Below are 21,185 nucleotides of genomic sequence, written 5' to 3'. Positions count from 1 at the left end.
CCGACAACTTCGCATCCGAGTTTCAGCGGGAAGCTGTGCCGCTGAAGACCGCGACTTCCGCCCGCCCGGTCACCCGGAAACATCCTCCAAGCACTGGCGCCCGTGTTCTACCGTTCGGACGTGAGCGAGGCCCCGAACTGGATCTCAGCAGTAGCCACCGTTATCGGTTCGATCGGAACAGTGGGAGCGCTGATCGCGACTTACCGGCTGTTACGTCGAGAGGCGGACAGGGACGCTATCACCGCCCAAGATCGCCAAGGCAGGCAGGCCGAGGAGTCGGCCCGTCAGGCGCGGCTTATCTCTGGTTGGCACAGCACTCGATACGACGTCACCGAGGAGGTCTATGAGCACGGAGCGTTCATCCGGAACGCATCGGAACTCCCGATCTATGACGTTCAGGTGTTCTGGCGTCGCGTCATGACGGATGACCAAACCTTCGAGGCTGCGTGGGCAAATGTCTGGATCTACCACATCGAGATCCCGGTATTGCCTCCTGCTAAAGAGCCTCTTTATCAGGAGATGTGGGCGCCGAACTACAGCTTCTTCAACCTGCTTGAGCGAGAGGGTTACCCCAAGCTCGCTGTTGAGATTGAGTTCAGGGATGCAGCGGGCAGGTGCTGGCGGCGCGACCACGGCGGCGATCTATCCGCGGTCACCGAGACGAAACGCCCCGATCGTCGCCGCTGGGCCCCGGTTCAAGCTCGAAGGCCCCGACCCGTAGGCGTTCTAGGCGGTTAGTCCCGCGGGGCGTCGACCGGCAAAGACAGAGCCACTCTTCGCCAGTTCGCTCTCGTTGAACGGCCATGATCACTCTTATGATTGGGTGTACATAATTCAGTTGCCCACAATCGGATGGCCATCATGCAGACGATGAACCTGGACCCGGGCATCCTCATCGCGCATTACGAACGCACCGTCGCGCAGCTTACGACTGAGAACGTGAAGCTAAGTGTGGGCGTGGAGCAACTTCAGCATGAGGTGTTGTTCCTCCAAGCGGAGCTGCGGAGCGCCCAAATCCGAGTAGACGGAGCTGCGGTGAGAGAGTCAGCGCCAGCAGAGTGAGGTGGGGGGCCTGCTTACGATGCGGGCCTGACGCGCTATCAGTCCTCCCGCAGGTAGAACGGGTCACGGTCATCGCCGCGGTCGGCGTATCGCTGAGGCCTGTGTTTGCGAATCAGGGATATAAAGCGGCCCAACCGTCCCTTGGCCGGTTTATGGGGTTTAAGCCAGCCGCTACCGTCTGGATGTGGTGTCAGTGAGAGGGGCATCTCGCGGCCGGAGCGGCGCCACCAGCGGCCAGCGGAGTCCACGAACATCAGTTCGACGGCAAACTGTGATTGATCAGGATCTTCGTTCGGAAAAAGTGGAATAACGCTTGTGCCGGCGGCTTCGCCGTTTGGGCTGAGCACGTCCCACATTCTGTCGTATGGGTAGTCTTGGCCGTTAACCTCATCATAAATTGACACGTGCAATTCCGCGATGTGGTGTTCGCTGTAGTTTCGAACTTTCCAAGACAGGTTGTATAAGGACGCTGCGTCACCGTAAGGCGGGTTTGGCAGTGATAAGGACGTAGTCTTCCCGATCACCAAACGTGCTTGTGCAGCTAACTTTTCGCGCTCGTCTTCCCTGCGAGCCCGTTGTTCCTGCGCTAGCTGATATCCGGCAAGCGCCACGGCAGGCAGCGCCAGGAAGCTCCCAACCAGACCGCTGACGGCCTGGATCCAGTCAGTGACGTTCGGGGCATCGTCAAGGGGCACCGGGTGGATGTTAGAGGAGGCGCGGCCAGCGGGGAAGAGGTGCCGTGGGGGATGGGAAGGCAAGACCGTCATCGACGCAGCATCATCCGTGCCGTTAATTTAACGCCGTCGAGTGAGCTGCAAATATAACCGCTTCTGGAGTACTCGCTCGTACCGTTCGTCGCGCTTGACCTCGGCAAATATCCACGGGTGAGGCAAGGTGCACGTCCAGATCGTGTAACGCCGCAGCAATACATGTAACAATCACAGCCGTGGTTGGACATTTTCTCGCTGTGAATCAAATGCGAAAGTGACTAGCTGCTCCGTAAGGTATACCCCCATCGTGCATTCAGTGCCTGAGCTGTCCGTATAGGGCGTCATAAAGGCGTTCGCTGTTGCGCAAGCAGCTACAAGGCCAAGGAGAGCGTCTCCAGTCGCGGCAACCACGTCCTGGCACGCGGCGGTCATTGCGTCCACCGCGCCTCTGAGCGGTGTAACTGGTCCGTCAGCGTGTACATCGAGGGTGTCACCGATACTCCGAAACTTCACCATGGTGGCCTCGGGATCGATCAACGCCATGTTGTCCAGGATCTCTTGGACCGCAGATGCGATCGGCGAGACCGCTAGCCCTGGAATGGTGACCGCATCACGCAGTTTCACCTCTTGGCCGGTAGGGGACTCCTGCTCATCTTCATCGAGACCTGTGTCGAGAGGATCCGGCAAGTCGGCGATCGGCTCAGGGAGGGTGTCAGCGATGGCAGGAAGCCGGGCGTGCATGGGCTGAACGTTGAGGAGCCCGTAGAAGACGAGCTTCGTCAGCGCAGAGAGCGGGAGTCGGTTGTCCTCACGCCAAGGCTTCAGTTCTTGGCCCGGATTTGCAACGGCATCCTGAGCGCGCTGTTCAAACTGGTTCACCGCGTGGGTTGTCATGTTCTCCCGAGGCGCGCGGGGGTTGGTCTGTGCTGCTGCCGCTGCTGCACGTGCACACTGCCATGCGATGTGGTACGTCTCTCCGAGAGAACGCTGCTTCGACAGGCGCTCGACCAGTTGCTCTAGGCGTGGACGATGGTTGTCAGCCACGGGAGGCAGGTTGAGCGTGTCGAGCTGAAATTCCAGGTATCGGATCGTCTCGGCAGCGATCAGCCTGGCGGCGAGGTCAAGTAGCGCCTGCTGCCGACCAACGTCCATCGAGGCTGGGTTCAGGCGCTCAGCAAGATGATTGTCGAGCCACGAGGCCGCGGTTTGCATGGTGGGACCGTGAGGGCTGTACCAACTTGTCTCAAGCGGGTAGATCCCGGTGATGATGGGGTCCGGTAGCGTTGCTGCCATCTGTTCCCAAGTTGAGCGGTCTGCCGCCTCCGATGCTTCCTTCAGTGAGAACTTCAGCCCGAATGACGAAGCATCGCTCTTGGGGTCGACTGCCAGCAGACCAGCGCGCCAGAACGAAGCGGCTGCGCTGTTGGACCAGTCATTATTCGGGGTCAGCGGTGAGATCGCCCAACTCCCGATGGGCGGAATCGGATCTGTGGCTGGCGCGTGCCGGATGCACGCCAGCGCTACCGCCTCCGTTTCGACGTTGGCGGTGACCTCGGACCACTCGGGGGCGCCAGACAGCTTGAGCGGAGCAAAATTCTCGATCGCCTCTCGGCGTAGCTCAGCCCAGCGTTGATTAACCCTTGCGTTTCCCGCCTGATCCAGCCGTTGCTGCTGGCGCTCCTGCTCCCTTTGCGCGCGCTGGGTGGCCTCGAATTTCCGCTGACCAGCCCACGACGGATCGAGGATGTACGCGACGGCGCGTTGCACTGTGGCGTCGCACGCGGCGCAGGTGCGCCCTGGAGCACCACCACGAATCAGCGACTCGAAGGCTGCACGAGAAGCGGGCTGCCACGGCGTTGTCGCGCACGTACGGCATACGACATTAGGAACCTCAGCGATGACGCCAGCCAATGCGGTCATGTGGGGCTGCGTGCCTGGGTCTGGACCGATCTGGCGTGTGGTTACAGCCCAAACCGGTCGCCCGTCCTCCGCAACCCCCAGTAGATCCCAGTAGCGAAGGCCCATCTCGACAAGTTCTTCGTGTGAGCCGTTGCGCGGACGGACCGTTACCGGGAAATCGGGCTCGCTCAGTTTGTGCTCGGGGCCAGCTTGGTTCACCGTCTCACCGGAGCTCGTCACGGCGAGAATCATCGCAACTGATGCCGGAGGCAGCCAAGTGTCATTCGTCCGACCACGTATCGGCTTTTGATTGAGGGGTTGAAGAGATGCCCTGTCTCCGCTGAAGGAGACGGGGCGTTCCCATGGCTCGCACCCGTCGATGACGGTTACGACTTAGTCACTTAGGTGTCGAGCGCGAGTCTTCGTGACTGTCGTCGGGCTTGGGAAGCTGTGGTTCCTCGCCGAAGTTCTCCAGCATGTCGACCTGGAAGTCCTCGCACATCTCCAGCTCAGAAAGATCAGCCCAAGGGACAGACGCCCACGACGTGACTGGGTTGCCGGCAAGTTGACCTGAGACTCCTGCTCGTCAGTGGGCGGCCCTCCTGGTCTCGGGCTGACATGTTGCCGACAGACGGTATGCCCAAGGCGGTCGTAAGCTCTCAAGCTCTGCTTGCTCCCGCGCCATCGCTGCCTTGCGACGAGCTGACACTCGCCGAGAACTAATGAGTACGTTGCAGCCCGCAGCTAGGCTTCTCTGCGATCCAGGGGGAACGCAGGAGGGGAATTGCATGGGCAATACGGTGTGGGGCGCTGGGTACAACACGGGCTTGGAGGAGGGCCTAGCCCTCGGCGAAGAAATCGGCCGAGCTATCGGTGAAGCTATCGGCGAGGCGAGCGGCCTAATACGGCAGTGCCGGTTCGTGCTCTGAGCTGCCCGGATGCGTGAGGGCGGCCACCGTCTGATCATCGAATGTTGTGGACAAGTCAATAAGCAAGACGGTGGCCGCTGCGCATAGCGTAGGGCCTGCCGCGTCGCGGGTGTTCGACGAGGTGATGGGCCGGATCGCGGTCCGGTTCACGCGGGTCGAGCCGCGGCTGGTGGCCAGGGACTTCGTGCGGGCGCTGATGGCAGGAGTCGACAGGAAGAACTGCTGGCAGTTGGCCGAGGCGGCCGGGCACGAACGGCCCTCGCGGATGCAGCGGCTGCTGCGGGAGGCGGTGTGGGACGCCGAGGCGGTGGCCGCTGATCTGCGCAGCGTCGTGGTCGGCGGGTTGGCGCACCCGGACGCGGTCCTGGTGGTCGACGAGACCGGGTTCTTGAAGAAAGGCTTGCGCTCGGTCGGGGTGCAGCGCCAGTACTGCGGAACCGCCGGGCGGATCGAGAACAGCCAGGTCGCGGTGTTCCTGGCCTACGCCTCGCCGCACGGTCGGGCGCTGGTCGACCGCAGGTTGTACGTGCCCAAGTCGTGGACCGCCGACCCCGACCGCTGCCGGCAGGCGGGCATCCCGGTCGACCTGGAGTTCGCGACCAAGCCTGCCCTTGCCGTGCAGATGATCGACGCGGCGGTCGCCGCCGGAGTCCAGGTTGGCTTCGTCACGGCTGATGAGGCATACGGCCGTGACCCGGCCCTACGGCAACGGCTGCGTGAGCTGGGCATCGGCTACGTCCTGGCCGTGGCCCGCAACCACTACGCCCAGGTCACCACCGTGGTCAGAGAACGCGTCGACGTGACCGAGTCCTGGCTGTCGGAGCTGGCCTGGCAGCGGCGCAGCTGCGGACCCGGGTCCAAAGGTGAGCGGTTCTACGACTGGGCTTGGGTCGGTGTCCACGACGACGGGCCTGGCCTGCACAGCCTGCTCATCCGCCGCAACAGCGACGGCGACCTCGCGTTCTACCGCTGCTGGACCCCGCGACCGGCACCGCTGAGAACCCTGGTCCGGGTCGCCGGCAGCAGGTGGACGGTCGAGGAGACGTTCCAGATCGCCAAGGGGCAGGTCGGCCTGGACCAGTACCAGTGCCGGAACTGGACTTCCTGGCACCGTTTCACCATCTTGGCGATGCTGGCCCTGGCCGTCCTGACCCTCACCACCCTGGCCGTGGCCAGCACCACCACGAGCGAGATGGTCGCCCTGACCGTCGCCGAGACCCGGCGCCTGATCAACGCGCTGTACCACCGACCACCCGACATCGCCCATCTGCTGCGCTGGTCCTACTGGCGACGCCGACACCAAGCCCTCGCCCGAACCAGTCATTACCGCAGACGCGAGTTACAGCAGCCCAGCAGCCAAACGTGACTGCCGTACTAAAGAAGGGCGTGGCGATCAGCGTTGCTGTGGGTGCCGTCGGCGTGGCGGCTGGCGTCGCGGTCTGGAAGCTCGACCCGTGGGGGCTTGTTTCGAAGCGCGTCTCGGGCCGCAAGCAGAACTCTGCCTCCATGGGCTTGAACCCGGTCGCCGAGAAAGTCGTGGACGACAAGCAGGAAGCCCGCGAAGGTGCGCCAAGTGAGTAAGTTGGCGCACCTCTGCCACTTCGGGGCGGCCTGCCCGGGAGTCTGAGGCGTGGGACTTCGTCGACGACGGATGTGGGGACCCTGGCCGAGCCGCTTCGCGGATCACCCCCGCATGCGCGGGGGAGCAGAGCCACGCGACCCCGGACGCGAGCCACTGAGCGGGATCACCCCCGCATGCGCGGGGAGCAGGGTTTCGGGCTAGGATTCTCCACCCATAGGCCAGGATCACCCCCGCATGCGCGGGGAGCAGACGAACCAGGCCACGGATGATGTTGTGCCGGGGATCACCCCCGCATGCGCGGGGAGCAGAACGACTGGATCCAGCTCCAGGGCGCGTCCTCCGGATCACCCCCGCATGCGCGGGGAGCAGCCGCCGTCATAGCTGTATCGATAGCGTCGTGACGGATCACCCCCGCATGCGCGGGGAGCAGGTCTTTCCGCCTTGCTTGTCATCTGTGCCACCGGGATCACCCCCGCATGCGCGGGGAGCAGCGCGGCCCAGCTCCGCAAGACGGAGGAGAAGGGGGATCACCCCCGCATGCGCGGGGAGCAGCTCCAGCTCCAGCGCAGCCATGAGCCCGGCCGAGGATCACCCCCGCATGCGCGGGGAGCAGACCGCGGCCGGCGGCACGTCCGGCACGGCGCAGGGATCACCCCCGCATGCGCGGGGAGCAGTCTGGTGCTGCTCGGGGGCTTACGCGGCCCGACGGATCACCCCCGCATGCGCGGGGAGCAGGTCGATCTGGGTCGGACGGGGGCGTCTCGTCACGGATCACCCCCGCATGCGCGGGGAGCAGGCGTTCACGTGCAGCTGGTCGACGGGCATCCACGGATCACCCCCGCATGCGCGGGGAGCAGTGAACCGCGACCGCCTGCGTCTCGGCCTGGCCCGGATCACCCCCGCATGCGCGGGGAGCAGAACGGGGTGCGTGACGCGCACCATCGCCGACGGATCACCCCCGCATGCGCGGGGAGCAGTTGACGGATGGGTGACGGATGGTTCGGGTGGCGGGATCACCCCCGCATGCGCGGGGAGCAGATGATGCCGCGCGCGCTGAACCCGTCGCGCTCGGGATCACCCCCGCATGCGCGGGGAGCAGCGGTCGCGGTTGAAGCGCGTCTGCTTCGCGGCGGGATCACCCCCGCATGCGCGGGGAGCAGGTGACCCGAAGGAACTGTTTACAGCCCGGACGGGGATCACCCCCGCATGCGCGGGGAGCAGATCTTCAACAGATGACCGGGGGACATCCGCGGCGGATCACCCCCGCATGCGCGGGGAGCAGTTCTCCGTCACGAACTTCCGGATGTACTCCGAAGGATCACCCCCGCATGCGCGGGGAGCAGCAGTCGGTGCCGCCGTACTGGGAGTGGTAGCGCGGATCACCCCCGCATGCGCGGGGAGCAGTCTGGAAGACCATCAGCGGCCAGTACCCGCGGAGGATCACCCCCGCATGCGCGGGGAGCAGAACCTGACCGTCGAAGACGTGAACCTTCAGACCGGATCACCCCCGCATGCGCGGGGAGCAGCCCCAGCTCGGCCGCCCCTCGCAGGCATGCGAGGGATCACCCCCGCATGCGCGGGGAGCAGGCCAGCTCCAGCCGACCGACCATCATGAGGTGGGGATCACCCCCGCATGCGCGGGGAGCAGGGCCTACTCGAAGGCCTCCGCAAGCAGGTCGAGGGATCACCCCGCATGCGCGGGGAGCAGCAGACGGGCAGTTTCATCAGGTCGAACGGGGTCGGATCACCCCCGCATGCGCGGGGAGCAGGGGACTCCCAGCCGTTCAGCTCCATCAGGTCGCGGATCACCCCCGCATGCGCGGGGAGCAGTCGGCGCACCAGTTCAAAACCTCGACGGCGGCGGGATCACCCCCGCATGCGCGGGGAGCAGGCCAGCATGCGCGCCCGGTCGCGCCCGAAGCGCGGATCACCCCCGCATGCGCGGGGAGCAGTCGGCGCACCAGTTCAAAACCTCGACGGCGGCGGGATCACCCCCGCATGCGCGGGGAGCAGAGCATCCCGGCGATCGCCAACCCATCGCCCGACGGATCACCCCCGCATGCGCGGGGAGCAGGACCGGCGCGACGACGTCGGCGGCCGGTACAACGGATCACCCCCGCATGCGCGGGGAGCAGAGCGGCGCCTTGTGCGGCTGGACGGTCCAGCCGGGATCACCCCCGCATGCGCGGGGAGCAGGCCGGTCACCTGCGCTGGTACCCGCAGGGCGGAGGATCACCCCCGCATGCGCGGGGAGCAGTCGACCGTCACGGGGGTGCCGACCGCGGATTCGGGATCACCCCCGCATGCGCGGGGAGCAGCTGCGCACCGACCTCGCCGCACTCCACGAGTCGGGATCACCCCCGCATGCGCGGGGAGCAGCTGCGCTGCTGCAACTCCTACGAGCGCCCCGGGGGATCACCCCCGCATGCGCGGGGAGCAGGGATCCAAGACGGTGTTCGACGAGGCGGCCTGGGGATCACCCCCGCATGCGCGGGGAGCAGACCTGTTCCGGCGTGGCCCCGGCGCCGAGGTCGGGATCACCCCCGCATGCGCGGGGAGCAGCGGTCCGCGACCCCGGCCACCTGGGCGGCAAGCGGATCACCCCCGCATGCGCGGGGAGCAGCGTGCTCGACAGCGCGGCCCCCATCAGTCGATGGGATCACCCCCGCATGCGCGGGGAGCAGGGCTTAGCAGGGTCTACCGGCGGGGGTGCGCTGGGATCACCCCCGCATGCGCGGGGAGCAGGGCCACGTGCGCGCGGCCTGGGCTGGGCATACCGGATCACCCCCGCATGCGCGGGGAGCAGCAGCCCTGGGTGATGCGCTCAGTCGGATCGAACGGATCACCCCCGCATGCGCGGGGAGCAGCGGGTCGTAGATCAGCCAGCCGTCCCCGATGACGGATCACCCCCGCATGCGCGGGGAGCAGCACCGCATAGAGTCCGGCATGGTGACCTGTGCGGGATCACCCCCGCATGCGCGGGGAGCAGCGCCGCGGCCCGGCCCTGGGCATCATGATGGCGGGATCACCCCCGCATGCGCGGGGAGCAGCCCCACTTGTTCATCAGGTAAAGCTGGTAACCGGGATCACCCCCGCATGCGCGGGGAGCAGAGCGTCTTTACGTCAACATCTCGCAGCATCATAGGATCACCCCCGCATGCGCGGGGAGCAGACGGGCGTATCGGCGGTACAGCGTTCCGGCGCTGGATCACCCCCGCATGCGCGGGGAGCAGTGGTCGGCGGGCACGCCATCGCGCTGTGGTGGCGGATCACCCCCGCATGCGCGGGGAGCAGGGAGCAAGTCTAGGTACGCGGGAATGCCTAGACGGATCACCCCCGCATGCGCGGGGAGCAGACCCAGAAGGAGGTGCGCGACGAGCTGGCCCAGGATCACCCCCGCATGCGCGGGGAGCAGACCGTCTCCGGCGTCGCCACGCGGCAGATCACGGGATCACCCCCGCATGCGCGGGGAGCAGTGGCCGCTTCTCCGCTTTCCATTGCGCTCTCCGGGATCACCCCCGCATGCGCGGGGAGCAGTGCGCCTGTTCCGCAGTGGTAGCACGGATAGTCGGATCACCCCCGCATGCGCGGGGAGCAGGCGTCGGTTTCCACGGCAATGACTGCCTGAGGGGGATCACCCCCGCATGCGCGGGGAGCAGGCCGCCCGTTCCTCGGCCGAGTTGACCGTCATGGGATCACCCCCGCATGCGCGGGGAGCAGGAGTGGCTGGGTGAGGGTGCCGTGGAGGACCTGGGATCACCCCCGCATGCGCGGGGAGCAGGACTCCTCCCAGTCGCTGGGGTCCTCCGGGGCGGGATCACCCCCGCATGCGCGGGGAGCAGCGCCAGTTGTCCCGGCGGCGGTTCGCGATCACGGGATCACCCCCGCATGCGCGGGGAGCAGTCATCAGGTGTCGTCGGCTGACGCGCGAGGTACGGATCACCCCCGCATGCGCGGGGAGCAGTGAGAGATAACGGGCGTTGAATGGTGCCTCACGGGATCACCCCCGCATGCGCGGGGAGCAGCGGCACTCCGGTGACAGCATCAACACGAGCCCGGGATCACCCCCGCATGCGCGGGGAGCAGACATACCCCGGATAGGCATTGGGGTACGTGTCGGGATCACCCCCGCATGCGCGGGGAGCAGCGTGTCGCCCGTGACGGGTTCGGCGGGCTGGTGGGATCACCCCCGCATGCGCGGGGAGCAGGCGTAATGTTCGCCCGGGTTGAATGGCCACAACGGATCACCCCCGCATGCGCGGGGAGCAGGGCGGGCCCTGCGGCGACGGGGGACGCCGCGTCGGATCACCCCCGCATGCGCGGGGAGCAGACTTCTTGAGCAGGTGCTTTAGAGATCAAGAAGGAGGATTTCGTTCACTTGCATTCTCGTCGACCGCGCCCTGGCAACGCGAGTCGCCGAAAGGTCTCGCTTACACCGTCGGACTGCACGCTCACCCACGTACGAAGCATAGGCAGTGGCAGCCCCGTGCACCACCACGCTGCTCGAAGGAGACCGGGCTCAGTCAGTTCGGGAGTCGTACGCCTCGTGGTGGCGTTCGATGTCCGGGTTGTGCTCGACCGCCCACTCCGCGAGCATCACCGCCGGTTCGACCAGGGTGCGCCCCATCGGGGTGAGCTCGTACTCGACCCGAGGCGGGACCTCGGCGAAGACCGTACGCCCGACCAGCCCGTCCCGTTCCAGATGCCGCAGCGTCAAGGTCAGCATGCGCTGCGATACCCCCGGAATGCGCTGTAGCAGTTCGGTGAACCGCATCCGCTCCCCGTGCAGCGTCGCCACCACGAGCACGGACCACTTGTCGCCGATCCGGTCGAGGATCCCGCGGATGGCGCGACCGCCGTCACCGCGGATCAAGCAGACCTTCTCGTCCTCCGACATAGCGCTCCTGATCAGGGCCAGGCACACGGCTGTGCCTTTTGTACGGCCTCCGATGGTGACCCATCATGGCCCTCCTAACAAGTCGTAACCAACGGAGGTCGCCATGGTCGTCGCGTACTGGATCACCGCCGGGCTGCTCGCCCTCTTCTACCTCTACGCGGGCGGTAAGAAGATCGCCCAGAGCAAGGAGCAGCTCGCCCCCATGATGGGCTGGGTCGACACGGTCCCCATGCCGGCGGTCCGGGCCATCGGCGCCGTCGAGGTCCTCGGCGCGGCCGGCCTGATCCTGCCCCCGCTGACGGGCATCGCCCCGGCGCTCGCGCTCGCCGCCGCCCTCGGCTTCGTCGTCCTCCAGCTGCTCGCGGGCGGCCTGCACCTGTCGCGCGGCGAGGTCAAGGAGACCGGCCTCAACGCGGCCCTGATCATCCTCGCCGCGGCCGCGGCCTGGCTAGCTACCGCGCTCTGACCGGCCCTGGCGTGCCGAGCAGCCGCTCGACGGTGTCGGCCAGTTCCGCCACCGGCCGCCGTCCGTCCAGCTCTAGGGTGGCGCCGCGACGTAGCAGCGGCACCACCTCGTGGAAGTACCGTTCGATCTCGGCGCGCTGCTCGGGCGTCGAGCCGTAGGGATTGGCGGCCCGGGTCGCGACCCGGTGCAGCAGCACGTCCAGGGGTGCGCTCAGCAGGACGACGTGGTCGAAGCGGCCGTAGAAGCGGCCCTGGTTGGCGACGGTCCCGGACACCACGATCCGGTTCCGGGCCGCGAGCAGGGCCGCGATCCTCGGCTCGTCCCAGTCGCCGTCCGGCAGCGTCCACCCGTCGTAGTCGGTGTCGACGGTCTCGTGCCCGCGCCGCGCGAGCTCGGCCAGCAGCGTGGACTTGCCCGTCCCGGACATTCCGGTCACCAGCACCCGCGCCATCCGGCGACTCTACCGGGGCTGTCGGTCCTGTCCCGTACGGTGTCGCCGTGGCTGTCATCGAGACGTCGGCGCAGGCGCGCGCCGCTGCCGGAACCCCGATCGAGCGGCTCGTCAGCCACCCTCGGCTACCGCTGGTGGCAGGTCTGGACGACACCCGCCCCGCGGTCCACGTCTGGGAGCGCACCGAGACCGGGCTCCGCGAGCGGGGGGACTGTCGGCGCCGACGCGCCCGCCTACCCGCAGCACTCGTGGGAGCGGTTCGGCCTGGTGCCGGCTGTGGCGTGGCACCCTTACGAGCCGCTGCTGCTCGTCACCGGTCAGCAGGGCGTGACGTCGTGGACCCCGGACGGCGTGCACCCGCTCGCGGGCGTCCCGGCTGGGGCCGCATACCGGGATCTCGCGTTCAGCCCGGACGGCCGCACCCTGTGGGCGTCGCCCTCGTCGATCGGCGGCGAGGACGCGTGGGAGTTCTCCGACAGCGTCGATCTACGCACCGGGACGGTCCGGGTCGGCCCGCGCTGGGACACCGGCGTCGTCGAGCATCCCGGCGGCGGGCTGGTGCTGACATACCGCAGCGACCAGGCCGCGACGCTGGGGGTCTTCGCGAGCGTCGACGAGCAGGTCGCGCCGGGTGCGATGCGGGCGCTGCGCAGGGCGCTGATCCTCGACGTCGACGGGTACGAGGCACCGGTGTTCAGCGCCGACGGCCGCCACTTCGCGATCCGGGGCAACGCCTACGCGCACACCCTCCAGGTGTTCGAGTTCCCGTCACTGACCTGTGTGGTCTCGGAGCTGCTCGCCAGGCCGGACGTCGGCGACGCCGAGGTCGACGCCTGGTCGCGGCACAACATCGCGTTCGGGGCGGGGCCCGGTGTGCTGTGGGTCGCCACGCCGTCCGGGACGCTCGTCCGGATCGACGTGGACGCCGACGACGTGACGGCGCACGAGGTGTCGCCAGGTGTCGGCCTGACGGCCCTGGCGACCATGGCGGCCGGAGAGCTGGTGGCCGCGACCGGCGACGGTGGGCTGCTGCTTCTGGCTGTACGCGATGACGCCGTCGTGCCGGATCTCGACGCCGCACGCGCCGCGGTCGCGGGTTTCGTCGCGGCCACGGTCGAGCTGCCCGACGGCGAGGACCCCGACGAGGACGAGGACTTCGCGCTGACCGACGGCGACCGCGAATGGGAGCAGAGCGACCTGGACGCGGTGGCCGCCGCCGAACCGTCCGATCCGACGTGGTTACAGCTGAGGGCGGCGATCAACGCGGTACGTGACCGGTCAAGATGACTCGGATCGAGGACGGGGAGCGTGGTGCGGCTCGCGGAGCAGGAGTGGCCGGTGCTCGGCCCGTCGCCGACCACCACCGGATCTGGCAGCAGGGCTTCCGGGACCATGTGCGGTGGGACGTCGCGGCCGACACGCTGGTGCTGACCGGCAGCCGGGAGGCGTTCGAGCTCCCGGCCGAGCAGGTGCGGCAGCTGGCGGAGGACAGCCCCGCCTACCGGGCCGTGACGCCGGACGCGCACTGCTGCGCCGAGATCAGCATCGGCCGGACGCACCGCCACCACGACCGGCGCCGCCCGTACAGCGGACTGCACGCCGAGATCTGCCGCTGACGTTCACACGTGGAGAGGGCCCGACATGTCGATGCATGACATCGAGGATCTGGTGTTCGAGTCGGTGCTGCTGCTGGACGCGCGGCATCCTGGTGAGGACGACCGGCTGCGGGACTGGGTCACGGCGCTGTACGCGTTCCAGGACCGGTTCGACTGCTCGCACACCAAGGGGCGGGTGCTGGACATCCTGCTGCGCCGCCGGCACACGTACCGGTTCGCGCTCCAGGACCATCCCGACTACGCCGAGCGCCGGGAGTTCCTCGACGGGCTGGCCGACTTCGAGGCGCTGCGCGAGGTCGACGAGGACTCCGACGACTTCGAGGGGTTCGGCGGCTGGCTGGAGGACGGCTATGTCGATCCGCCGTGGCTGTACTGCGAGGCGGGCACCGACCTGTGGCAGCGCATGGTCGACGCGGGCCGCCTGACCGGCGCCGACGCGGTCGCGCCCGGCCGTACTGCCCTGATCGAGCTGGTGGCCGAGATAGCGGCGGCCGCCGAGCAGGCCGGCGACGTGGACCTGGTCGCGCAGTGGTGGGCGCTGGGCCCCGGCACGCTGGTCGACGGCACGCCGCTGTGGGCCGATGACCTGGCGGCGATCCCAGCGGTAGTGCGGCTGCGCGAGATCGTGCGCCGGACCGGGGCCTGGTCGGTGTCGCTGCCCGACGGCTACCGCCCCGACGACGACGAGCTGGAGCTGCTGGACGACGAGCGCGAGACCTGGTGGTTCCGCGTCGCGGACTGACCGCTCACAGCCGCGGCGGCGCCCACCGGGGATCGCGGCCCGCGTAGCCGAGGGCGCGGTCGAGCGCGGGCGCATCGGCCGGCACGGCCACGACCGGCCCGAACGGCCCTTCGCGCATTCCCGCCTGCTCGGGCCGGGCCGCCGTCTCGGTGAACGACAGGACGGCGCCGGTGCTGACCGGGTCGCAGGTGAACCGCTGCCCGGTCGCGCGGGCGAGGTCCCAGCCGTGCAGGACGAGTTCGTCGAGCGCGACCACGCCCATGACCTCGGCGGGCATCGTGACGCCGCCCGCCTCGGTGCTGCCCTGCCAGGCGGCGGGGTCGCGCCACGCGGCGACGAGCTCGTGCAGCCGCCGGGGCAGGGCTTCGCGCCAGGTCGGGTCGAGGTGGTGGGCGCTGCCGTGACCCGGCTTGGGCTCGTAGCCCGCCGGCGGCGGGGTCTTGTCGGCGGCGAGCCGGAACGCGACCGACAGCCCCATCAGGTGGTCGAGCAGGGCCGCGACGTCCAGGTCGGTGCAGGGCGTGGGGCGGTCCAGGTCGTCGGCGGACACGGCGGCGAGCAGCCGCGCCACCTCGTCGGCGGCGGGTTCGAGATCGATCATGTTTCCTCTGGCGGTACGGGACCCGTCACCGCGACGTTTCGTCCGGGATCAGGCCGAGCTGGCGGTACAGGGTCATGTTGTCCCAGTTCCACCATGCTTCGCTGACTTTTCCGTCCTCGAACCGGAAGACGGCCATCCCGGTCATGGTGCATTCGCGGCCGGTGGCGGCCACGCCCCGGAACTCGCCGTGGTGGATGCCCGCCCAGCGCCACCGCGTGGCGACCTCGTCGCCCTCGGCGATCTGGTTCTCGACGGTGAACCGGCAGTCGAATCCGCGCCGGTAGCCCTCGACCTGTGCGCGCAGGGCGTCGAGGCCGACGGTCTCGCCCCCGCCGCCGGAACTGCCCTCGTCGGCCGGGTCGTGGCCGGTGTAGCCGGGTGCGAACAGCTGCGGGATGAGGTCGAGCCTGCCCTCGGAGACGATCTGGTCGAAGAAGACGCGGGCGTTCATCTTGTTCAGCTGCTCGTCGCGGATGACGTCGAGGTTGGTGAAGGTCGGCGGCTGCCCGCACAGCGCGGTGATCTCGTTGAAGATCCGCTCGGTCTCGGGCAGTGCCGAGTTGCGCATCGCCTCCTCGTACGAGGGGAACTCGACTATCTCCAGGTAGTGGTCCGCGTTGTCGCGGTCCCGCCCGATCAGGGTGTGGGTGGCCGTCCGCCTGCCGACGGTCTGCTCGACCCAGGTGTCCATGAGCCGGTTGAGGTCGTCGGGGCGCTCGGTCCGGCAATCGATGATCTGCACGAACGGCATGGCGTGCCTCCTACGGAAAAGGGCCGCGCCCAAGGCCGACACGCGACCTCCCTCCAGCGTAGGCCGCCCCCGGCCCCTGCCGACGTACCAAGTGCACCGCAAGTCGGTATTAAGCGCGAGGCGTGAACCTGGAGCCGGATCCACCGTCCGGCTGGTCCGTCGACTCGACGCTTGAACGGAGCACCACTCACCATGTCCTCCACACGGCTGCGCCGCATCGCCGCCGGCGCGCTGCTGGCCTGCGCGGCGCTGGTCATCGCAGCAATGCCCACCCACGTCGCCACCGGCGGCAGCACGCTCGCGGTGCGCTGCGACCCCGGCGACTGCCCCGGCGGGCCGACCAACAGCTTCACCGCCGACACGCTGGTGCTGATGGCCGACGGGTCGACCAGGCGCATCGCCGACGTCCGGCCCGGTGACCAGGTCGCGGCCACCGACCCGGCCACCGGCGCGACGACCGCCCAGACGGTCGTGGCGACCATCGTCGGCACCGGCAGCAAGAACCTCATCGAGATCACCTTCGCTGCCGGATCGCTGACCGCGACCGCGAACCACCGGTTCTGGGTCGCCGGCCACGGCGGCTGGTACACCGCCGCCGAACTGGCCGTCGGCGACCTGCTCGGCGGCGACGGCCGACTGCGCGTCGCGGGTCTGCGGGCCACCACCCGGTTCACCACCGTCTACAACCTGGACGTCACCGGCCCGCAGACCTTCACCGTCCAGGTCGCCGGACGGCAGGTGACGGTCCACGAATAGGCGCCCGGCCCCGCGCCCTAGCACGGTCGGCTCGGGCGCGGGCCGCTTCGCCCGGAAGGCGTGTCCGGACGGTCGGCGGGAGTACTGTGGTGTCGTGCCTGGAAACCGTTCACCGGCACACGATGTGGCCCGTGCCGAGGCTGCCCGCGCCGAGCTCGACGAGCTCGGGCTCAAATACTTCGTGGACGTGCGCGCCACCGCCCGGCGCATGCTGGAGCATCTGGACCGGCCGTGCCGCACGTCCTTCGCCGCCGCCGTGGCCCGGCGCCTGTTCGCCGACGCGGCCCAGCCCGAGCAGGACCATCCGGACGTGCTCTTCTGGCGGCCCGTGCTCGACGCGGTGGAGCAGGGCCTGGCCGGGAAAGCCGACGCCACCGCCCGGGTGGCCCAGGGCCTGGGCCGGTTCTACCTGAGCCCGGACTTCACCGACCGGCCGTACGACGACCCCACCGACCGCGACGCCAACCGGGTGATGGCCGCCTGCTACACCGCCGAGTGCTACCTGCACGGCTCGCAGGAGTTCGCGGCTTGGGCGGGCTGGCGCGGTTTCGACACCGCCGCCTTGCACGCCGCCAGCGACCTGATGTGGCCGCGCCGCCGCCCGCCCGAGGTCACGCCCTACGCGTGGGAGCTGGCCCACCCCAGCGTGCAGGCGGAACTGGATCAGCAGCTCGCCGACCTGGAGCAGCTCGCCGACGGCGATGTCCGCCTGCCCTGACGGGTGATGCCCGGCCGACGGCCTTGGGCGGGCGCCTCGACTGGGCCAGAATTCGGACATGAGTCGTGAAACCGGGCAGGCTGATGAAGTGGCGGGCCGCGCCAGTGTGCTGGTGATCGGGGCCGGGATCGCGGGGCTGGCCGCCGCGCGGGCGCTGCGCGAACGCGGCCACCACGTCACCGTCCTGGAGGCCCGCGACCGGATCGGCGGCCGCATCTGGACCGACGCGCACGGCGTCGACCTCGGCGCCCACTGGATCCACGGCACCGACGGCAACCCCATCACCGAACTAGTCGAGCGCCTGGAGATCCCGCACAGTTACGTCGGCGGCGACAGCTCGTACACCGGCGGCTTCGACAACCTCGACCTGTTCGGCGCCGACGGCCGACCCGTCGGTCAGGCGGAGAAGAACCGCACCCTCGAACTGGCCGACAGCGTCCTGCACGAGCTCGAACAGCGCGCCGAGACCGCGCGGCGGCTCGGCCACCCCGACAGCGCGCTCGCCGACGCCCTCACCCAGATCCTGGCCGCCCGCCGCTTCAGCACCGAGGACGAGCAGGCCGTCCGCTACCACCTCAACGTCATCCTGCGCGAGGACGCGGCCGAGGACGCCGAGCGGCTGTCGCTCAAGCACTGGGAGGACGGCTACGTCGTGTACGGCCACGGCGACAGCGTCCTGCACCACGGCTACCAGTCCGTGGTGGACGCCCTGGCCGACGGCCTGGACATCCGGCTGGACCACGTCGTGACCCAGGTCGTGGCCCAGGTGGGCGGCCCGGTGCGGGTGGTCACCGGCAGCGGGGTGTACGAAGCCGACAAAGCCCTGATCACCCTGCCCCTCGGCGTACTCAAACACGGCAGCGTGACCTTCGACCCGCCGCTGCCCGAGGCGAAGCGGTCCGCGGTCACCCGGCTGGGCTTCGGCGCCCTCAACAAGATCGCCCTGCACTACGACGAGCCGTTCTGGCCCACCGAGCAGTACGTCTTCGGCTACCTGTGCCGCCCCACCGACCGCCACCCCACCGTCGTCATCAGCATGTGGCGCTCGCACGGCAAACCGATCCTGGTCATGCTGCTGGGCGCCGCACTGGGCCGCGACCTGGAGACCTGGACCGACGCCGAGGCCGCCGCCTACGCCACCACCGTCGTGCGCGACATCTTCGGCCCGCAGGCGCCCGCGCCCGCACACGTGTCGCGTACGGCCTGGTCCGGCGACCCGTACGCGCGCGGCTCCTACAGCTGCATCGGGGTCGACGCCACCCCGGCCGACCTCGACGTGCTCGCCGAACCGGTCGGCGGCCGGCTGTACTTCGCGGGCGAGGCCACCAACAGCCACCACTGGGGGTGCGTGCACAGCGCGTACGAGTCCGGGCTGCGCGAAGCCGCGCGGATCAGCGGCGACACCACGCTCTACACCGCCCCGAACGCCGGGGACACCCGCCGCCGCCGTCGCGACGTCGACCGGATGAAGCGGTTCGCGCGGATGCGCCTGCGCCACCTGCCCGAACCCGACCTGGCCGTCCGGGGCGCCTGCCTGCGCGAGGGCGCCGACCCGTACGGCGTGCGCCTGTTCGCACCGCTGGCCGACGGCGAACTCGACACCCTGGCCTCGATGTTCGACGAGCTCGCCTACGTTCCGGGTGAGGCGGTGTGCCGGGAGGACGACACCGCCAACGGCCTGTTCCTGATCGCGGACGGGCAGGTCGAGGTCGACTTCGGCGGCGTCTACGAGCGGGCGGTGCTGGGCCGGGGCGCGGTGCTCGGCGCGCACGACCTGTTCTTCGGCGCCCGCACCACCAGCGTCACCGCCGTCACCGGGGTCCGGCTCTACCACCTGGACCAATACCGCTACCAGACGTTCCTCTACGCCTTCCCCGACGTGCTGATGCTGATGCTGGGCGACCTGGTCACCCGATGGGAGCGGCTGGAGACCGCCCTGGCGGCCGCCCCGGTCCCCGGCGCCGTCCTCCCGCGACCGGTTCGTCCTGCCAGGGACGGCGGACTCACGCGCTCGCCTTAGGGCCGAGCAGGTCGCCGAGGAGGGCCTGGACGCGGTCGCGGATCTCGTCGCGAATGGGGCGTACGGCCTCGATGCCCTGCCCGGCGGGGTCGTCGAGTTTCCAGTCCTCGTGGCGCTGGCCGGGGAAGTGGGGGCAGACGTCGCCGCAGCCCATGGTGATCACGGCGGTGGAGGCTTCGGCGTCCTCGTAGGTGAGGATCTTCGGGGTCTGGCCGGTGATGTCGATGCCGACCTCGGCCATGGCGGCCACCGCGACGGGGTTGATCCGATCGGCGGGGGCGGAGCCGGCGGAGCGGACTTCGACGGTGTCGCCGGCGAGGTGGCGCAGCCAGCCCGCGGCCATCTGGGAGCGGCCCGCGTTGTGCACGCACACGAACAGCACGCTGGGTCTGGTGTCGGGCATCGTCTGTCTCCTGATCGGGCGCTCGGTCGAGGTGTGGACGTCGGTGCTGTCGTCGCCGTGCCGGTGCCGGGTCAGGCGCCGACCGACGCAGGATCGGCCCGGGTGTCGGCAGGCTGGGCTGCGGGGGCCGAGGCCGCGCGCGGATACAGCGCCGCGAGCAGCCCGATCCCGATCAGCGCTCCGGCCAGCTGCGCGGCGACGAAGCCGGGTATCGAGGAGGGGGCGATGCCGGCGAAGGTGTCGGTGAAGGCGCGGCCGATGGTGACGGCGGGGTTGGCGAAGCTGGTGGAGCTGGTGAACCAGTAAGCCGCACCGATGTAGGCGCCGACCGCCGGAGCGGCCAGTGCGCTGCGGCCGGTGCGGACCAGCGCGAAGATCAGCAGCAGCAACCCGGCGGTGGCGACGGTCTCGCCGAGCCACAGGTGCGCCTCGCCCCGGTCCCTGCCCGACAGACCCTGGGCGATACCGAACATGGCGTTGGCCAGCACCGACCCGGTGATCGCGCCGACGGTCTGGGCCGCGACGTAGGCGGCGGCGTCGGCGCCGCTCAGCGCACCGGGTTCGCGGCGCCCGGTCCACCAGGCGGCGACGGTCACCACGGGGTTGAAGTGCGCGCCGGAGACCGGCCCGAGGATGAGGATCAGGACCGCCAGGGCGAAGACGGTGGCGGTCGAGTTCTCCAGCAGCTGGAGGCCGACGTCGTCGGGTGACAGGTCGGTGGCCGTGATCCCGGAGCCGACGACGGCGGTCACCAGGAGCATGGTGCCGAGGAGTTCGGCGAGCAGGCGGCGCGGCAGGGCGGGGGTCATCAGCATTCCCGGCGGTTGTCGGCGGTGGCGCGGGCGCGGGCTGCGAGTCCGGCGAGGTGGGCCGCTGCGGCGTCGAGGGCGTCGGCGTTGAGGTGGTAGTAGGTGTAGCGGCCGTGGGGTTCGGCCTTGACCACGCCCGCGTGGCGCAGGGCGCGCAGGTGGTTGGACACGTTCGGCTGCGTCAGGCCGAGGTCTTCGACGAGGTGGCAGGTGCAGGCGGGGCCTGCGGCCAGGGCTTCGACGATCGCGGCGCGGGCCGGGTCGGCCAGCAGCCGCAGCACCTCCGCCAAAGTATCACCAGAAACTGATATCACCACAGGGTTATGAAACGGCGCGCCAGGCCGGCCTGTCAATTCGTCGATCATGAACTTTCGGTGACCTGCGGCGGGTTCGCCGATCAGGCGACGGGTGCCGGGGTGCCGAGCAGTGCCGAGAGGGCGGCCAGCTTGGGCCGGTTGGCGCGATACCACACCCACGTGCCTCGGCGGTCGGACTCGACCAGACCGGCTTCGCGCAGCACCTTCAGGTGATGGGAGATGGTCGGGCCGGTCAGGTCGAAGGCGGGGGTCAGGTCGCAGACGCATGCTTCTCCGCCGTCGGCGGAGGCGATCATCGACAGCAGTTGCAGGCGGACCGGGTCGCCGAGGGCCTTGAACGCCGTGGCGAGGTCGGCGGCGGCCTCGGCGGCCACCGTCGCGGTGGCGATCGGGGCGCAGCAGGTCTCGGTGTCCAGCACGGTCAGCTGCTTCGACATGGACCTAGGTTGACAGATT

The 21,185-nt window shown here is 69.1% G+C and carries 21 protein-coding genes and 1 CRISPR repeat array; of the genes, 11 read left to right on the top strand and 10 right to left on the bottom strand.

Annotated elements, in window-relative coordinates; all coding sequences use genetic code 11:
- Nucleotides 1-120 precede the first annotated feature (120 nt).
- Both Cs7R123_RS40385 and Cs7R123_RS27535 read left to right on the top strand, forming a co-directional pair.
- Nucleotides 121-738: a hypothetical protein gene (locus Cs7R123_RS40385; RefSeq protein WP_244872184.1), complete on the top strand. Its 618-nt coding sequence runs from the start codon at nucleotides 121-123 to the stop codon at nucleotides 736-738.
- 132 nt (nucleotides 739-870) lie between these two features.
- Nucleotides 871-1,062 (top strand): hypothetical protein, encoded by a 192-nt coding sequence (locus Cs7R123_RS27535; RefSeq protein ID WP_212830603.1) that lies wholly within the window; start codon nucleotides 871-873, stop codon nucleotides 1,060-1,062.
- 38 nt (nucleotides 1,063-1,100) lie between these two features.
- On the opposite strand, the gene Cs7R123_RS27530 is transcribed toward Cs7R123_RS27535, so the two are convergent.
- Nucleotides 1,101-1,757, bottom strand: a complete 657-nt coding sequence (locus tag Cs7R123_RS27530; RefSeq protein ID WP_212830602.1) for a hypothetical protein — start codon at nucleotides 1,755-1,757, stop codon at nucleotides 1,101-1,103.
- A 243-nt stretch (nucleotides 1,758-2,000) separates the two neighbouring features.
- Nucleotides 2,001-3,911, bottom strand: a complete 1,911-nt coding sequence (locus Cs7R123_RS27525) for a hypothetical protein (protein ID WP_212830601.1) — start codon at nucleotides 3,909-3,911, stop codon at nucleotides 2,001-2,003.
- An 813-nt stretch (nucleotides 3,912-4,724) separates the two neighbouring features.
- Between Cs7R123_RS27525 and Cs7R123_RS27520 the strand changes: the two genes are divergently transcribed.
- Together Cs7R123_RS27520 and Cs7R123_RS27515 are read left to right on the top strand one after the other, a co-directional pair.
- Nucleotides 4,725-5,966: an IS701 family transposase gene (locus Cs7R123_RS27520; protein WP_212834567.1), complete on the top strand. Its 1,242-nt coding sequence runs from the start codon at nucleotides 4,725-4,727 to the stop codon at nucleotides 5,964-5,966.
- Complete coding sequence (locus tag Cs7R123_RS27515) at nucleotides 5,963-6,181, top strand: hypothetical protein (RefSeq protein WP_212830600.1); 219 nt, start codon at nucleotides 5,963-5,965, stop codon at nucleotides 6,179-6,181. Before Cs7R123_RS27520 ends, Cs7R123_RS27515 begins: the two co-directional genes overlap by 4 nt.
- Nucleotides 6,182-6,280: 99 nt before the next feature.
- A CRISPR array of direct repeats spans nucleotides 6,281-10,512; the repeat unit is 28 nt; unit sequence GGATCACCCCCGCATGCGCGGGGAGCAG.
- A gap of 189 nt (nucleotides 10,513-10,701) precedes the next feature.
- On the opposite strand, the gene Cs7R123_RS27510 is transcribed toward Cs7R123_RS27515, so the two are convergent.
- Nucleotides 10,702-11,079 (bottom strand): helix-turn-helix domain-containing protein, encoded by a 378-nt coding sequence (locus Cs7R123_RS27510; RefSeq protein ID WP_212830599.1) that lies wholly within the window; start codon nucleotides 11,077-11,079, stop codon nucleotides 10,702-10,704.
- 103 nt (nucleotides 11,080-11,182) lie between these two features.
- Between Cs7R123_RS27510 and Cs7R123_RS27505 the strand changes: the two genes are divergently transcribed.
- Complete coding sequence (locus Cs7R123_RS27505) at nucleotides 11,183-11,545, top strand: DoxX family protein (RefSeq protein ID WP_212830598.1); 363 nt, start codon at nucleotides 11,183-11,185, stop codon at nucleotides 11,543-11,545.
- Here Cs7R123_RS27505 and Cs7R123_RS27500 read toward each other — a convergent pair.
- Nucleotides 11,532-11,996: an AAA family ATPase gene (locus Cs7R123_RS27500; RefSeq protein WP_244872183.1), complete on the bottom strand. Its 465-nt coding sequence runs from the start codon at nucleotides 11,994-11,996 to the stop codon at nucleotides 11,532-11,534. The genes Cs7R123_RS27505 and Cs7R123_RS27500 overlap by 14 nt on opposite strands.
- Nucleotides 11,997-12,272: 276 nt before the next feature.
- Here Cs7R123_RS27500 and Cs7R123_RS27495 point away from each other — a divergent pair, with 276 nt between their 5' ends.
- The 3 genes from Cs7R123_RS27495 to Cs7R123_RS27485 are packed head-to-tail and all read left to right on the top strand — an operon-like array spanning nucleotide 12,273 to nucleotide 14,354.
- A complete protein-coding gene (locus Cs7R123_RS27495) occupies nucleotides 12,273-13,283 on the top strand; it encodes a hypothetical protein (RefSeq protein WP_212830597.1) in 1,011 nt (336 codons plus the stop codon).
- A gap of 44 nt (nucleotides 13,284-13,327) precedes the next feature.
- Complete coding sequence (locus Cs7R123_RS27490) at nucleotides 13,328-13,612, top strand: hypothetical protein (protein ID WP_212830596.1); 285 nt, start codon at nucleotides 13,328-13,330, stop codon at nucleotides 13,610-13,612.
- 25 nt (nucleotides 13,613-13,637) lie between these two features.
- On the top strand, nucleotides 13,638-14,354 hold the full coding sequence (locus tag Cs7R123_RS27485) for a hypothetical protein (protein ID WP_212830595.1): 717 nt from the start codon (nucleotides 13,638-13,640) through the stop codon (nucleotides 14,352-14,354).
- A gap of 4 nt (nucleotides 14,355-14,358) precedes the next feature.
- On the opposite strand, the gene Cs7R123_RS27480 is transcribed toward Cs7R123_RS27485, so the two are convergent.
- Both Cs7R123_RS27480 and Cs7R123_RS27475 read right to left on the bottom strand, forming a co-directional pair.
- Complete coding sequence (locus Cs7R123_RS27480) at nucleotides 14,359-14,955, bottom strand: TIGR03086 family metal-binding protein (protein ID WP_212830594.1); 597 nt, start codon at nucleotides 14,953-14,955, stop codon at nucleotides 14,359-14,361.
- A 25-nt stretch (nucleotides 14,956-14,980) separates the two neighbouring features.
- Nucleotides 14,981-15,706, bottom strand: a complete 726-nt coding sequence (locus tag Cs7R123_RS27475) for an ester cyclase (protein ID WP_212830593.1) — start codon at nucleotides 15,704-15,706, stop codon at nucleotides 14,981-14,983.
- A 192-nt stretch (nucleotides 15,707-15,898) separates the two neighbouring features.
- Between Cs7R123_RS27475 and Cs7R123_RS27470 the strand changes: the two genes are divergently transcribed.
- The 3 genes from Cs7R123_RS27470 to Cs7R123_RS40860 all read left to right on the top strand — a co-directional run bounded on the left by Cs7R123_RS27470 (nucleotide 15,899) and on the right by Cs7R123_RS40860 (nucleotide 19,200).
- Nucleotides 15,899-16,462 (top strand): Hint domain-containing protein, encoded by a 564-nt coding sequence (locus Cs7R123_RS27470; RefSeq protein WP_212830592.1) that lies wholly within the window; start codon nucleotides 15,899-15,901, stop codon nucleotides 16,460-16,462.
- Between the two features lie 94 nt (nucleotides 16,463-16,556).
- Nucleotides 16,557-17,180 carry a hypothetical protein gene (locus Cs7R123_RS27465; RefSeq protein ID WP_212830591.1) on the top strand — a complete coding sequence of 208 codons (624 nt, stop codon included), beginning with the start codon at nucleotides 16,557-16,559 and terminating at the stop codon, nucleotides 17,178-17,180.
- 58 nt (nucleotides 17,181-17,238) lie between these two features.
- Nucleotides 17,239-19,200 (top strand): FAD-dependent oxidoreductase, encoded by a 1,962-nt coding sequence (locus tag Cs7R123_RS40860; protein ID WP_212830590.1) that lies wholly within the window; start codon nucleotides 17,239-17,241, stop codon nucleotides 19,198-19,200.
- Here Cs7R123_RS40860 and Cs7R123_RS27455 read toward each other — a convergent pair.
- The 4 genes from Cs7R123_RS27455 to Cs7R123_RS27440 form a co-directional block, all read right to left on the bottom strand.
- On the bottom strand, nucleotides 19,184-19,603 hold the full coding sequence (locus Cs7R123_RS27455) for an arsenate reductase ArsC (protein ID WP_212830589.1): 420 nt from the start codon (nucleotides 19,601-19,603) through the stop codon (nucleotides 19,184-19,186). The genes Cs7R123_RS40860 and Cs7R123_RS27455 overlap by 17 nt on opposite strands.
- 71 nt (nucleotides 19,604-19,674) lie before the next feature.
- Nucleotides 19,675-20,412, bottom strand: a complete 738-nt coding sequence (locus tag Cs7R123_RS27450; protein ID WP_212830588.1) for an MIP/aquaporin family protein — start codon at nucleotides 20,410-20,412, stop codon at nucleotides 19,675-19,677.
- A complete protein-coding gene (locus tag Cs7R123_RS27445) occupies nucleotides 20,412-20,693 on the bottom strand; it encodes a helix-turn-helix transcriptional regulator (RefSeq protein WP_244872182.1) in 282 nt (93 codons plus the stop codon). The genes Cs7R123_RS27450 and Cs7R123_RS27445 overlap by 1 nt, the downstream gene beginning before the upstream one ends.
- Nucleotides 20,694-20,809: 116 nt before the next feature.
- Complete coding sequence (locus tag Cs7R123_RS27440; RefSeq protein ID WP_212830586.1) at nucleotides 20,810-21,166, bottom strand: helix-turn-helix transcriptional regulator; 357 nt, start codon at nucleotides 21,164-21,166, stop codon at nucleotides 20,810-20,812.
- Between the last annotated feature and the right edge of the window lie 19 nt (nucleotides 21,167-21,185).

It is taken from the genome of Catellatospora sp. TT07R-123 (assembly GCF_018327705.1).
In the GTDB taxonomy this organism is placed as follows: Bacteria; Actinomycetota; Actinomycetes; order Mycobacteriales; family Micromonosporaceae; genus Catellatospora.
This window is presented reverse-complemented; position numbering and strand designations above follow the sequence as displayed.